The organism is Emticicia sp. SJ17W-69 (assembly GCF_051209875.1).
In the GTDB taxonomy this organism is placed as follows: Bacteria; Bacteroidota; Bacteroidia; order Cytophagales; family Spirosomataceae; genus Emticicia.
This window is the reverse complement of the sequence record NZ_JBNTQY010000001.1, coordinates 1,054,375-1,069,696: the sequence shown is the minus strand read 5'-3', so window position 1 is coordinate 1,069,696 and position 15,322 is coordinate 1,054,375. Positions and strand designations below refer to the sequence as shown.

Annotated in this window: 9 protein-coding genes; 3 read left to right on the top strand and 6 right to left on the bottom strand. The window is 36.5% G+C overall.

The features are described 5' to 3' along the window. Positions 1-29 precede the first annotated feature (29 nt). The 6 genes from ACQUQZ_RS04625 to ACQUQZ_RS04600 all read right to left on the bottom strand — a co-directional run bounded on the left by ACQUQZ_RS04625 (position 30) and on the right by ACQUQZ_RS04600 (position 8,913). Positions 30-1,469: a TolC family protein gene (locus ACQUQZ_RS04625; RefSeq protein ID WP_435353583.1), complete on the bottom strand. Its 1,440-nt coding sequence runs from the start codon at positions 1,467-1,469 to the stop codon at positions 30-32. Further along, complete coding sequence (locus ACQUQZ_RS04620) at positions 1,456-4,614, bottom strand: efflux RND transporter permease subunit (RefSeq protein ID WP_435353582.1); 3,159 nt, start codon at positions 4,612-4,614, stop codon at positions 1,456-1,458. The genes ACQUQZ_RS04625 and ACQUQZ_RS04620 overlap by 14 nt, the downstream gene beginning before the upstream one ends. A gap of 11 nt (positions 4,615-4,625) precedes the next feature. After that, positions 4,626-5,759 carry an efflux RND transporter periplasmic adaptor subunit gene (locus ACQUQZ_RS04615; protein ID WP_435353581.1) on the bottom strand — a complete coding sequence of 378 codons (1,134 nt, stop codon included), beginning with the start codon at positions 5,757-5,759 and terminating at the stop codon, positions 4,626-4,628. Between the two features lie 197 nt (positions 5,760-5,956). Next, positions 5,957-6,274 (bottom strand): hypothetical protein, encoded by a 318-nt coding sequence (locus ACQUQZ_RS04610; protein ID WP_435353580.1) that lies wholly within the window; start codon positions 6,272-6,274, stop codon positions 5,957-5,959. A 303-nt stretch (positions 6,275-6,577) separates the two neighbouring features. Beyond that, complete coding sequence (locus ACQUQZ_RS04605; RefSeq protein WP_435353579.1) at positions 6,578-7,363, bottom strand: S1/P1 nuclease; 786 nt, start codon at positions 7,361-7,363, stop codon at positions 6,578-6,580. Between the two features lie 173 nt (positions 7,364-7,536). Next, on the bottom strand, positions 7,537-8,913 hold the full coding sequence (locus ACQUQZ_RS04600) for a Gfo/Idh/MocA family protein (protein WP_435353578.1): 1,377 nt from the start codon (positions 8,911-8,913) through the stop codon (positions 7,537-7,539). Between the two features lie 255 nt (positions 8,914-9,168). Here ACQUQZ_RS04600 and ACQUQZ_RS04595 point away from each other — a divergent pair, with 255 nt between their 5' ends. The 3 genes from ACQUQZ_RS04595 (at position 9,169) to ACQUQZ_RS04585 (ending at position 15,183) form a co-directional block, all read left to right on the top strand. Beyond that, positions 9,169-9,858 (top strand): Bax inhibitor-1/YccA family protein, encoded by a 690-nt coding sequence (locus ACQUQZ_RS04595; RefSeq protein ID WP_435353577.1) that lies wholly within the window; start codon positions 9,169-9,171, stop codon positions 9,856-9,858. A 572-nt stretch (positions 9,859-10,430) separates the two neighbouring features. Then, positions 10,431-13,406: a SusC/RagA family TonB-linked outer membrane protein gene (locus ACQUQZ_RS04590; RefSeq protein ID WP_435353576.1), complete on the top strand. Its 2,976-nt coding sequence runs from the start codon at positions 10,431-10,433 to the stop codon at positions 13,404-13,406. Between the two features lie 94 nt (positions 13,407-13,500). Next, positions 13,501-15,183 carry a RagB/SusD family nutrient uptake outer membrane protein gene (locus tag ACQUQZ_RS04585; RefSeq protein ID WP_435353575.1) on the top strand — a complete coding sequence of 561 codons (1,683 nt, stop codon included), beginning with the start codon at positions 13,501-13,503 and terminating at the stop codon, positions 15,181-15,183. The last annotated feature ends 139 nt before the right edge of the window (positions 15,184-15,322 follow it).

Below are 15,322 nucleotides of genomic sequence, written 5' to 3'. Positions count from 1 at the left end.
CTTTTTCAAGACCTTGCAGGTTTTTGGAGTTACCTCCACCCACCCCCTAGCGATTTATAAAGTCCAATAACAGCTCCATATTGGCGTTTTTTGAGATTAATCAACTCAATTTGTGACTGTAAGGCATTTTTTTGAGCGGTGATTACCTCTAAATAAGTAGCTCTCCCCGAACGAAATAACTCCGCAGAAGAATTGATTGATTGCCTCAAAACATCTACTTCTTGGGCTTTGAGATCATACATATCGTTGGTATTTTGAATCAAGTTTAATTGATTATAAACTTCGGTAAAACCATTGACAATCGTTTTTTGATAATTAGTATAAGCTATTTTTTGATCAGCTTTGGATGCCATCAAATCAGAGATAATTTGACGGCGATTGGCTAATGGGGCCATCAAGCCACCAAAGGTATTCATGGCAAATGAAGCTGGATTGAGTAATAAAAGTGCTTTAAATGCTTGAAAACCAAGCCCTCCCGTAATATTTAATGAGGGGTAAAAAGCTGCTTTTGCAGAAAATAAATTAGCGTTAGTTGCTACAAGTTCATATTCAGCTTGCTTAATATCAGGGCGATTTTCAAGTAATCTTGAAGGAATCCCAGCAGTTAATTTCGGTGGAATCACATTTGCCCATACTACTTTCGGACGAGCAATAGGCTGCGGATAACGCCCCACCAAAAAGTTAATTTTACTTTCTGCTTCAATAATTTCTTGCTTTATCTCTACTTTTAAGGCCTGTGAACTCAGTAATTGAGCATTCAATAAATCAACACCAAGTTGGTTTGCTTGCCCCGCTTGCTTCAATACTCGGATGATTTCCAAAGCTCTTTCTTGCAAAATGATGTTTTCTTCCAAGAAATCTAATTCATTGTCTAAAATCAATAATTCGTAATAAGCAGAAGCAATTTGGGCAACTAATTCACTCACAAGCAAGTTTTTTCCTGATTGACTGGCTAATAATTTTGCCGCCGCCGAGGCTTTCTGGCTTTTGAGTTTTCCCCATAAATCAATTTCCCAAGAAGACTGAACACCCAAATAAAAATCAGGAATGACCGAGGCAGGAATTTGTTGCTTATCATCAATATTATTCGAAAAATTGGTATCAAAATTTCCGACACCATCAATAGTATATTTCCCAAACTTTCGTTGCCCGATGGTAAAATTCCCTGTCAAATCTGGTTTGCCAAGTCCTTGCGTAAATCTTACCCCAGCACGAGCGATTTCGATTTTTTGCAAAGTCATTTGTAAATCAAAATTATTATTAAATGCCGTATCAATTAAAGCCTTTAAAGTAGCGTCAGAAAAAAATGTCTGAATCATGGGCAGATTATTTACTAAAGAATCTGACTTCGCACTAAACTTCTGCGGCATTATCAAAAGTGGCCGATTTTGTGGAATTTCTTGCTTTACTTTACACGAACCCAACAAAAGCAAAACGACAAACAAATAAATATTTTTATATTTCAACATACGCTTCTTCGATAACAATTTCAGTTTTTTCCTTTGATTTTTCTTTGTTCATTCCTGCAAAAATGACATATAAACCAGGAATGATGATTACACCAAACACGGTCCCAAAAAGCATTCCTCCTGCGGCAGCCGTACCAATCGTTTTATTTCCAATAGCTCCAGCACCTGAAGCCAACATCAATGGAATCAAACCCGCAATAAAAGCAAAAGAAGTCATCAAGATTGGTCTGAAACGTGCAACAGCACCACCAACGGCTGCTTGCAATAGTGAATTCCCTTGTTTTTGTTGAAGCACGGCAAATTCTACAATCAGAATAGCATTTTTACCTAACAAGCCAATCAGCATGACCATTGCTACTTGAGCATAAATATTGTTTTCTAGTCCAAACAAATACAAGAAAAACAAAGAACCAAAGATGCCAATTGGCAATGACAAGATAACTGGAAGTGGCAAAAGAAAACTCTCGTATTGAGCAGAAAGTAAGAGGTAAACAAACAATAAACAGATAGCAAAAATATAAACTACCTGATTGCCAGAAAGTACTTCTTCACGAGTCATGCCCGACCATTCGTAAGCATATCCACGAGGAAGTGCAGTTTTAGCGACTTCTTCTACAGCTTTGACGGCATCGCCAGAACTATAACCTTCGGCTGCCTCACCATTGAGCATCGCTGATACATACATATTATAGCGAGTCAATTGCTCAGGACCATACACCCGCTCAATGCGACTGAAGACTGCATAAGGAACCATTTCGCCATTTTTGTTTTTGATGCGTAGCTTCATAATATCATCTGGTAAAGCTCTATATTTAGGGTCAGCCTGAATCATTACTTTATACATTTGACCAAAAAGGATAAAGTTTGTGGCATAAAAACTACCAATCAAAGATTGTAAATTACTCATGGCAACATCCACAGAAATTCCTTTTTTAGCAGCCATATCTTGGTCGATATGAATCATATACTGGGGGAAATTTGGGTTAAAGCTCGAAAAAGCATCTTTGATTTCGGGGCGTTTTTTCAATGCCACAATAAATTCTTCGGCAACTTCTGCTGTTTTTTGAAGATTTCCTGAGCCAGTTTTATCTAATAGTCTTACCTCAAAACCACTGGCATTTCCAAAACCTGGTACTGCTGGCGGGGGAAAAAATTGGATTTCGGCATCTTTTATATGCTTTGTTTTCTCTATCAATTGCTCAATAATATCATTGGCATTCGCTTTACGTTGATCCCATGATTTAAGGTTAATCGTACTCATGCCAAATGAAGCCCCTACTCCATCCGTCATCATGCTAAAGCCCGACAAGCTCGAAATTGACTCAACTTCTGTGATTTTTTGAGCAATTTTATCAATTTCATTCATCACCTCTTCAGTACGTTCAAGGGTTGCTCCTACTGGCGTTGTTACATTGGCATAAATTGTCCCTTGGTCTTCGGTTGGAATAAAACTGGTTGGTAAAATACTACCCATTCCCCAAGTGGCCACACAAAAAGCAATCAAAATGACGACTGTTATCAAACGACGATTAGCAATAAGTTTTAATAAACTACCATATCGGTCAGAAAGTCGGTCATAACTTTGATTAAATTTCTTAAAAAAACGAGTCAAGAAGGTTTCTTTTCGGTGTTCTAAATGTGGGTTTTTGAGCATAATCGCACACAAAGCTGGTGTAAGCGTAAGAGCATTTACACCAGAAATAACAATGGAGATTGCCATCGTGACAGAAAACTGTCGATAAAATACCCCAACTGGCCCCGATAGAAATGCCACAGGCACAAATACTGCCGACATTACGAGTGTGATTGCCACAATCGCCCCGCTTATTTCGTCCATTGACTCAATTGTAGCTTCTCGGGCATTTAGATGTTTCTCTTCCATTTTAGCATGAACAGCCTCCACGACCACAATTGCATTATCGACCACAATTCCAATGGCTAATACTAAGGCAAAAAGTGTTAGTAAGTTGATGGAAAAACCAAATAGTTGCATGAAAGCAAATGTACCCACCAATGAAACAGGCACTGCTAACACCGGAATAAGCGTTGAGCGAAAATCTTGCAAAAACAAAAACACTACGATTGCCACCAAAATAAATGCTTCAATGAGTGTTCGGATTACTTCATGAATTGAAGCATCCAAAAATCTTGATACATCATAACTGACAGTGTAGGTCATTCCTGGCGGAAATGTTGTTTCTTTGAGATAAGCAAGACGGTCTTTGATATTTTGAATTACCTCGCTGGCATTTGAGCCTGGGCGTTGTTTTAAAACAATCGCTGCCGAGGGTTTGCCATTTTCTTTAGAAAGTACATCATAATCAAGTGAGCCAAACTCAATATCTGCTACATCTTTCAAACGTAGCATTTCACCAGTTTCCGTTGCTTTAATCACAACATTTTCATATTGCTCTTTACGAGTCATTTTACCAGTATATCGCAATACATATTGCATCGATTGCGGCTCTCGTCCTGAGCTTTCACCTATTTTTCCAGGAGCAGCCTCTACGTTTTGTTCTTTAAGAGCCTTTATAATATCTTCTGCTGAAATTTGATAGGCATCCATTTGAGCAGGTTTCAACCATACACGCATGGCATACTCACGAGAACCCATAATATCGGCAAAACCAACGCCGTCAATACGTTTTAACTCGGCCAAAACATTTATATCAGCAAAGTTGTAGATAAACTTTTCATCCACAGTTGGGTCATTGCTGATGAGATTGATATACATCAGCATACTATTTACCTCTTTTTCGGTCGAAACTCCAGCTTTAATTACTTCTTCTGGCAATTCGTCAAGAACAGTCGTTACACGATTCTGTACGTTTACGGCTGCTACGTCGGGGTCAGTTCCTACTTCAAAATATACTTGAATGATACTTGTACCATCATTGCCCGAAGTTGAAGTCATGTATGTCATGCCTGGCACACCATTGATGGCTCTTTCGAGCGGAGTTACTACAGCCTTAGCACATACTTCTGAGTTTGCCCCTGTATATTTTGTAGTAACTGTAACGGCAGGTGGAGCAATATCGGGATATTGTGTAATGGGGAGTCCTGTCATTGCCAAAACACCCAAAATCACAATAAATAAAGATATAACCAGTGAAAGCACTGGCCTATTGATAAAATTAGTAAACATAATTGTTTGAATTATTCGGGTGTATTGACGTAGGCTAACTCTTTAGAAATCACATTCATCTCCACAAATTGTGGTTTTACGGTCATTCCGTCTTTGATATTCTGAACTCCCTCATAAATAATTTTGTCATCCTCGCTCAAGCCCGATTCAACAATGTAGTAATGTGGCATTCGATGTTTTGATGTAATGGCCTGGGTTTTCACTTGATTTTTGTTGTCAAGTACATAAACAAACATTCGGTCTTGAATTTCGAAAGTAGCTTTTTGAGGAATAATCAAAGCATTTTTGTATTTTTTCAATAGTCGAACCTTACCACTTGCTCCATGTTTCAAAACTTTTTCAGGATTATCAAATCTGGCTCTAAAGGCAATATTGCCAGTACTTTGGTCGATTTCTCCTTCTGTCGTTTCAATTTTTCCTTTGAATGGATGCTCTTCTCCATTTGCCAAAATCAAAGTCACATTATTTGAATTATGGGCATTTTCTTTAAAATGCGTCATATAATTCAAGTATTCTTTCTCCGAAACATCAAAATAGGCAAACACTTCACCATTATTGGAAATATTGGTCAAAAGTGTTCCATCTTCTATTAATGAACCTATTTTATTTGGAATACGATTAACAATTCCATTAAATGGAGCTTTGATTTGTGTATAGGTAAGTTGAATTTTAGCAAATGATTCATTAGACTTTGCTTCTTCGACCTTTGCTTTCATCATCTCTACTTTATTTTTAGCTGCTTCCAATTCAGTATTAGAAACAACGTTTTTTTCAACAAGTCTTTTCACATTACTAAGGTCTATTTCAGCAGCTTTAAGTTCGGAGCTAATACTTCTCAAAACGGCTCCCGCTTTCACAACCTCTTCGTTTAATTCTTGGTTATTGATTGTAAAAAGAAGTTGCCCCTGCTTAACATATTTTCCTTCATCAATATATATTTTATCAAGATAGCCTTTTACTCTGGCTCTAATTTCTACATTCTGCACAGCGTTGATTTCTGCTACATAATCAGTACTTAAAGTAGTGTCAATCACAATTGGAGAAGTTACTGGGTAATTTTCAGTAATTTCTTTTTTACTGTTTTTTTCATTGGCACATGATGATACGATAATTATCGTACAAATACCTAATATTGCGTGTTTCATTTTCATTCTTTGGTTAATTGTAAAGCGTAGATAATCAATAAGATATATTGAATTTATACGAATTTTATATGACTTTCCAAATGTTTATTTGAAAGTCAAAATTCATTATTGAAATCGTACAATAAATTCCATTTTTGCCAAATAAAATTGGGCAAATCAACTCATTGACAAAACAATTGCGATATTAATCGGAGTAGTTACAAATACTTAGGTGGTGGAGTATTCAATCCTAAGTAAATTTCGTAGGTATTTTGTAGGTATAAGAAAACGTTATTGTTATTAGAAAAGTTATCAAAAATTGCGAAAAAAGCACTTTCATTTATATCGTTATTGATGTAAACAATCGTCGTTTCATTGGCATCGCTCAGGTCACAATCATTCAGTAATTCAATATCAACATCAGGACAAGAAATTTTATCTTTTGAAACAATATCATGCAACATCACATAACTACTCGAAAAGATAGTAGTTAGTAATAACACAAAATATATTTTCTCAATGATTTTCTTTCTCACAATTCAAAATTTCTATTTGTTTAGCAAATATAACTTAAACAAGTCAGAGTTCAGAATTGTTCAACTCCAAAAGGCTACCAACCAGTAGATTTTGTAGATGAAAACATTAGAAAATATAGCTTAGAATGGCTTTCAGTAGGGTTTTAAGCTGAAAATTAGAATTCTATTAGAAATGATGATCTTGATTTTTTTTGAATTAATTTATCACTTTTTCTTGATTTTCAACTCAATAAAATTGATACAAAAAGAGCTTTTACTATTTAAATAGTAAAAGCTCTTTTCTATTAAATCTTAGGAGTAAATTTATTTAAAAACCTCATTCAACAAACCTGCCAGTCTTACACCACCTTTCAGGAGTTGTTGATTTAGCATTTCTACATTATCAAAATTGTAGCGATAGCTTAATCTTGGCTCAGGTTGCTTGATGCCAGCATAAAGTTTTTCAGCCAATTGGTACGACTCAAAAAACCATTCAGACATGGGTTGTTTTTGCCATTCATGGCGTTGAGCTTTGCTCACATGGTTGATATTTGCCGAATATTCGGTATAGCTAAGTTTTTGGTATTCAATCAATTTATCGTCCCAAAGAGCATGTAGATTTGTAGCGTCAGCAAACCAAAATGCCTTAATTCTATTTCCACCCAAATCTTCGGCACGACTCACGTGCATAGGTTGGTGAATATCACCCGCAATATGTATCAGTAAGCGTAGATAAAGACGCTTTTGTTCGAGGCTGGTATTTTTATTTTTCAATTCTCCAATCAAAAAATTGAGTTTAGTATAAGCATCTATACCTTTATCATTGTTCAAATAATTGGTAAACTCGGTATTATTCAAACCAGCTTTGATATTGATGTAATGCCACGAATCTAAGTATTTGAAAGAAGTATCTGACTTGATAAAATCAGCCCAGTTACTGGAAATGGCAACTGATTCTGTACCTAAAATTTTACGAATATTTCTCTTTGCCTTGCATGAAAGGTACGAACTGGCAATATGTCCCACAACTCGATGACCCGTTGGCCCCCACGCAAAAGTTTGTAAGGAAAGAGTGAGTAATAAAAGCAGTATAGATGTTTTTTTAAGCATTATTGTAATAGTTTGTTTTGAAAATTTATGCAAATAAAACAATAAACCACGGAGATTCACTGAGTTTTTCACAGAGTTACACAAAGTTTTTGAAAACATCTGTGCAACTCAGTGCTTCAACATAGTGAAACCGCTACAGCGGACTGTCCGTGGTTAAAACATTGGTTAAACGCTTATTTTTTCTTTATTTTCATCGCAACTGGATCCCAGTTGATGATTTTTTTATCAAAATAACTCAAATTACAAGCCAAAGCTGGAGCGGCTGCACGGAAACCAAAAACAGGATCTTGGGCAGTTTCTTGACTTCCTTTACGTACATTATCAAAAAAGTTTTTGAAGTGTTGAGCATGAGGGTCGTCTTCTTTTGGCGTTTCGTATTTAATTTCTTGTACTGGTGGTGCTACACGGTCAGATTCAGCATATTTAGCATCATATTCTTTCTTATATTCTTGCTGAATCGCATCAGGGAATGTTGCATAACTTTCGCCTGCACCATAACCTGGAGCTTTTGGTAATTTACGCTTGGTAAGCGTCAAACCTTGTGCATTCCATAAAATTTCTCCCTCAGTTCCAACGATTCGAGTGACGTTTTTGATAGCTCCAGCATTAGCAAAGTTTACCCTTAATACAGCCTGAAACTTGGTGTGTTTGTCGGTATCAGGATAATCCAACACTGTTACCATTACATCAGGCACATCACGGCCATCTTTCCAGTAGCTCAATTCGCCCGAAGCAAAAATTCTTTCTGGCCCGATTGCTCCAGTAGCAAAGTGCATTCCTGTAATCAAATGCACAAATAAATCACCTGCTACGCCCGTACCATAATCACGGTAGTTTCTCCAACGGAAAAAACGAGTCGCATCAAATGGACGTTTTGGAGCATCCCCAATAAAAGTATCCCAATCAATTGTCTTTGGCGAAGCATCGGGTGGAATTGAGTATGTCCAAGCTCCTAAAGCATTGTATCGGTCGTATGTTGCTTCAATAAAATTAAGGTCACCAATTGCTCCAGTAGCCATCAATCTACGAGCTTCAGCATAGGCAGCTCCACTACTTGGCTGGCTACCTACTTGTACAGTTTTACCAGTTTTTCTCCAAGTATCAATCATCGCATGACCTTCGTCAATGTGCTGAACCATTGGTTTTTGGCAATACACATTTTTGCCTGCTTTCATAGCCGCAATACTGATGTGGTCGTGCCAGTGGTCAGGCGTAGAAATGATTACCGCATCAACATCTTTACGATCTAAAATTTCTCGGTAATCACGAGTCGTAAATAAATCTTTATTATAGAGTTCTTTGGCATGAAGCAAGCGGCCATCGTATAAGTCGGCTGCACCTACAAATTCTACATCAGGGTTTCTTAAAGCTGCTCTTGTATCGCCATGCCCTTGAATTCCGAAGCCAATGGTGGCAAAGCGAAGTTTATCATTAGGACTAATTTTTTTTAAGTCTTTGATAATATTAAAAGGTTTGGCAAAACTTTCAGTGGCTAATAAAACTGAAGCTGCACCGACATTTTGAATAAATTTTCTACGAGAAGATTGCATAGTTTGTAATTATAGTGTTTGTGCAATATGCTGTGATGGCACATTGCGGGGTTAAATAGTTTGAAATGATGAAGTTAATGCAAAAAATAATTCTAAATAAATTATTTAACCGTTTTATTTTAAAAAAATTTAATAAAGGCAAATAATACCCAGAAAACCCATTCCAATAATTCACAAAAACAGGTCAGGATTTTTGGTTTCTATTGAAAAATAGTATCTTTCTGCCCATCTTAAACTTAAAATAATAAAATCACAATGAACAACTTTCTTACACAAGACGAAATTCGTGCCGCACAGGCAAGTTTTATGCAAAAAGTGTTTGGCTGGATGGCAGCAGCACTTGCAGTAACTGCTCTTACAGCCATGTATGTTGCCAGTAGTTTGAACTTAGTTGAAATAATTATTGGTAATAAAATAGTTTTTTATGCTCTAATTTTTGGCGAATTAGGCTTAGTCATTTGGCTTACTTCAGCCATGCGAACTATGTCATCGACTACGGCAATGATGCTATTTTTTGCTTATGCTTTGATGAATGGACTGACACTATCGGTCATTTTTCTTGCATATACCGCCGATTCTTTGGCTGGAACATTCTTCATTTCGGGAGGAATGTTTATGGCGATGAGTGCTTTTGGCTATTTTACCAAACGTGATTTGACCTCGTGGGGAAGTCTGCTTTTCATGGCATTGATAGGGATTATTATCGCTACGGTTGTGAATATGTTTTGGAAAAATGATATGTTTCAATTAATCATTTCTTATATTGGTGTAGTTATTTTTGTTGGTTTGACAGCTTATGATACACAAAAAATCAAAGAATTACACCTTGAAAATGCTGATAGCGAAACACAAAGCAAAGGAGCTATCATGGGAGCATTAACACTCTATCTTGATTTCATCAATTTGTTCTTATACCTATTAAGAATTTTTGGCAGAAAAAAATAAAACATATATTGGTTTATCTTATCTAGATGCGTGTAGACTATGAGGCTGCACGCATTTTTTTTAGATAGACATTTCTTCTCAGTATTCTTTCATATACCTAAAATTGATTGATCTAATCATTTTTACTCAGCAATTGCAAACGTTTGCGTAACGATTTCAAACGTTTGCGTAATTTTTTATGAGAAAAGTCTTATTTTTTATCAGTAAAATGCACTCTAAACTAAAATTATACCCTAATTCACTTATAACACCAATATGAAAAATCTATCTCTCAAAAAGCATCACTTTATTAAATATTGGTAATGTTGAATTAACATTATGGTAATGTTGGAAGCCTACCTTTGCGCCCTAATGTTTACATTCAATATTAGTCTAAATACATAATTAAATAGCTTTAATACAACTAATAAATCACTTAACCAACCTTCTAAATGACAGAACAGTAAACGACAATTTACATTCCCTGAACCAAATTATTCAAAAAGTTTCCTCTAATTCATCAAAAAATTATCAAAACCCGGTCAACAAAAATGAATCAAAAACTACAAAAAAACAGATTGTTCTCCAAAATTATGGGAACGGCTGTAATCTCTTTATTTTTCACGCTCTTGTGTGTTGATATAGGCTACGCAAAGGGTAACATCAGTACTGTCGATATTACAGTAAAAGGTAAAGTAGCTGATGCAGAAACAGGCGATGGTTTGCCTGGTGTGAGTGTTACTGTAAAAGGTACTGCCAAAGGAGCGATTACCGATGTAAATGGTGAATTTTCAATTGCAGTACCTGATAACAAATCTATTTTAGTATTTAGTTATGTAGGTTATACTGCTCAAGAAGTAGCAGTAGGTGGTCAAACCCAGTTAAGTATTCGATTGAGTTCAGATAGCAAAACACTAAGCGAAGTAGTAGTAGTAGGTTATGGTACTGCTAAAAAAACAGATATTACAGGTGCTGTAAAATCGGTAAAAAGTGAAGAATTTAACAAAGGTATCATTAACTCACCAGAGCAATTATTACAAGGTAAAGTGGCTGGGGTAAATGTTACATCAGCAAGTGGAGAGCCAGGTTCGGCACAAGGAATCACAATTCGTGGGCCAGGTGGTGTGCGTACAGGAAGTACACCTTTATTTGTTGTGGATGGTTTGGCGTTGGATAATTCAGGAACTGGTGGAGCAATGAATCCATTAACTTTCTTGAATCCACAAGATATTGAATCAATTGATGTATTGAAAGACGCTTCTGCAACGGCTATTTATGGAGCTCGTGGAGCCAATGGTGTGGTTTTGATTACCACTAAAAAAGGTAAAGCAGGTAGTTCATCACTCAACTATTCGGCAAGTGTTGGTATTTCTGAAATTGCTCGTGCATTGCCAGTTTATACCGCCGACGAATATCGTAAAGCAGTACCAAGTGTAGGTGGTGTATTGGAAGATTTGAAAGGTAATACCGATTGGCAAAAAGAAATTACTCGTACAGCTTATACGCAAAATCATAATTTGACTTTGGGTGGTGGAGCAGGTAAATTAACTTATTATGCTTCGTTTGGAGCTCAAAAGCAAGAGGGTATCTTGAAAAACAATGATTTGAATCGTTATACAGGAAGAATTAACGTAAGCCAAAAGTTTTGGGAAGATCGCCTAAATGTAGATGTAAACTTAAATGCAACTTTCACCAATAACTCTCGCCCACCAATCGGAAGTATGTTGGGAAATGCTATTTCGGTAAATCCTACTTATCCTGCATTAGATGCCAATGGAAACCCTGCTGTTTATCCAAACTTAGTCAATCCTTTGGTTAGTTTGAAATTAGAGAAAGACATTACTAAAACGAATCGTTTGATTGGAAATATCTCGCCATCACTCAAAATCACGAAAGATTTAACTTATCGTTTGAACTACGGTATTGATAATTCAAACTCGGTACGTGACTTAGAGTCTTTGCCAAATGCTGTTCCTTTGCAAGATGGTCGCCTCGAAACAATCTATACTAATAATAGTAATAGCCTCATCGAAAACTATTTGACATTTTCGCACGATTGGAATAGTCATAGCTTTACAGCATTGGCTGGACATTCTTACCAAAAGATTTTCTTGCAAGGTCGTTCGTCAAGTATTAATAAGTTTCCAATTTCTGACATTGAACCAATCTATAATCCAGGTTTAGGTCAAGAGTTGACTTTGGCCAATAATAAGCCTTCGGGTTATGCTTTAAAAAATGAATTACAGTCATTTTTCTCAAGAATAAATTATCAATTCAAAGATAAATACCTTCTTACAGCAACCGTTCGTGCCGATGGTTCTTCTAAATTTGGTGCCAATAATAAATATGGTATTTTCCCATCATTTGCTGCTGGTTGGAGAATTTCGGAAGAAAAATTCATGAAATCATTGCCTATTAGCAACCTAAAATTAAGAGCAGGTTGGGGCCAAACTGGTAATCAAGAAATACCTTCAAAGATTACACAAGCCTTATTTACTTCTTCTGTTTCGGCGTCAACAAGTTACCCGCTTAATTCAACGAGTGTTTTCCCAGCAGGAACCACATATACTCGTTTAGCTAATCCTGATATACAATGGGAGGTTTCTTCACAAAGCAATATTGGTCTTGATTTTGGTTTCTTGAATGGTGCATTATCAGGCTCAATTGATTATTTCAATAAGGTATCAAATGATATTTTATTAGAAGTAATTCCTTCTGACCCAGTACAACCAGCAGGTACATTCTGGACAAATGTGCATGATATGAAAATCATCAACAAAGGTTTGGAAATCGAAGTAGCTTATCGTCAAAAAACAAAAAGTGGCTTGAATTATGGCGTTGGTGGAAACGTTACTTTCATCAATAACGTAGTGAAAAACTCACCTTATTCGGTTATTCCTTCGGGAAGTGCTTCTGGCTCGGGCTTAACTTCTGCTACAATCAATGGCTATATCAGTGGCGAACCGATTGGTACTTTCTTCTTGAAAGAATTTACTGGATTTGATGACAAAGGTTTAAGTACTTACCGTGATGTTGATGGTGATGGACTTGTAACTGACAAAGACCGTATTGCCGCAGGAAGTGCTTTACCAACAATGCAATACAATTTCTTTGGAAATATTGGTTATAAAGGCTTCGATTTGATTGCCAATTTCAATGGTGTAAGAGGAAACAAGATTTATGACAATACTGCCAATTCAAATTTCTATAAATTGAGACTTTCAAAAGGAATCAATACAACACCAGAAGCTGTTCAATTTGCCAACGAATCTACTAATAATGCGGCTCCGGTTTCAACAAGATTCTTGAAAGATGGTGCATTCTTGAGACTTAATAACTTGGCTTTGGGCTATAATTTCAATACAAGAGCTTTAGGAATTGATAAATATATTCCAACACTACGCTTGTCGGTAACTGGCCAAAACCTTTTCGTTATTACGAAATACAATGGTTATGACCCAGAAGTAAATACCGACCGTACTATCAATGGTATTTCGTCGTATGGTATTGATTATTTAAGCTATCCAAAAGCCAAATCAATCATTTTTGGTCTAAATGTTTCATTCTAAAAAACTTGCTGTAAGCTATAAGCCGTAAGCAATATGCTAATAAATGTTTTAAAACTGCCTAAAGCGTAAAGCATAAGGCATAAAGCAAAAAAAAATGAAAAAGAAAATATATTCGTTATTATTACTGTGTAGCTTCGCTGTTTTAGAAAGCTGCACCGACCTGAAAGAAGATATTCTGGACGAAACGCTGTCGGCCGCAAAATTGACCGACAAACAAGCAGCAGATGGAATCATTGCACCTGTGTATGCTCGTCTCCCAGATATTTTCTTGCATACCAACTATTTTGCTATTCAAGAAATCTCGACTGACGAAGCAATTTTGCCTTACCGTGGCGGTACTGACTGGGGTGATAATGGTATTTATATTGCCATGCACCAACATACTTACCAAAGCACTGATCCAAATATCAGAAACACTTGGAATTTTATTTTGCAAGGAATGTCGAGAGCTATTACAGCAATCAATACTTTACCTACACTCAACGACCCAAGTGCAAAAGTATATTTAGCAGAAGCAAGAGGTATGCGTGCTTATTATTCAATGCTAACACTTGATCTTTTCGGTTTAGTATTTGTAAAAGAAGATGTGGGCGAAACTTCAAAAATCATTCGTGGTGAAGAAGCATTCCAATACATCAAAAACGAATTACTTGCCGTTGAACCTGATTTAGATGCTACCGTTGGACCAGGTCGTTTATCAAAAAGTGCTGCTTGGGGTTTATTGGCTCGTTTGTATTTGAATGCTGCCGTTTATCGTGATGTTTATGGTACTCCAAACTTCAAACCTGAAGAAATGGATAAAGTAACTGAGTATTGTGATAAAATTATCAACTCAGGCCAATTCAAGTTATCACCTGATTATTTCTCAATTTTTGGTTCAGACAATCATACAAATCCTGAGTTAATTTTTGCAGTTGACCAAAGAGCAGAATTGAACGGACATAATCGTATGGCGTATTTCTCGCTTTCAGGCGACCAATTCCCGCTTCCTGCTTATCCAAATGCCAATGGTACTGATGGTCCTGCTATTACACCTGATTTTTATCGTACTTGGGTTGATCAATACGCACCATTAGACCCTGCTGCTGCTGACCCAAGATTTCACAGACAAAACTTGTCGATCTATACTAACCCTGCCGATTCTTGTGTAGCTGGTGAAAACTTCAATATCAATCGTGGTATTTTAAGAGGTCAGCAATATGGTTTGATTAGAAAAAATGGTGTTTTCTTGAAATGCCCAGATGGCAAATATAAAGTTGGTAAACTCTTCAACGATACTCGTAACCGTCCGACTGTACCAGTTAATTTTACTGAAAAGGTAGATTTTACAACTGCAGGAAGTGATTATAGCTCAGGCTACCGTGTTGAAAAGTATGAGTTTAGCAAAAAATCGGTGAGTGGTCGTAACTTCGGTGAAGCCGACATCGTGATTGTGCGTTTGGCTGATGTTTATATGATGCGTGCTGAAGCAAAATTACGTAAAAGTAACGATGCTGCTGGTGCTTTGGCTGATGTAAATATCGTACGAGCGGCTCGTACAACTCCTCCTCCTCCATTGACAACCATGTCATTAGACATTTTATTCAAAGAGCGTGGTTTTGAATTTTACTGGGAAATGCTCCGCCGTAGCGATATGATTCGTTTTGGTAAATATGAAGGAACTTGGACAGAAAAAACCAATACCGACAAACTCAAAAGAGTATTCCCGATTCCACAAACAGCTATTGATGGAGCATCGAACCTTCCTGGATATTTAAAACAAAATCAAGGATATTGATCTAATTGATACGGTGTAATTATTCATTATAAAGTGTTCATTAATAGATATTTAAGCGATGATAAATAAAATTTTATCATCGCTTTTTATCAAATTACCTTTTTGCAACGATTTCAAACGTTTGCGTAAATTTTATTTA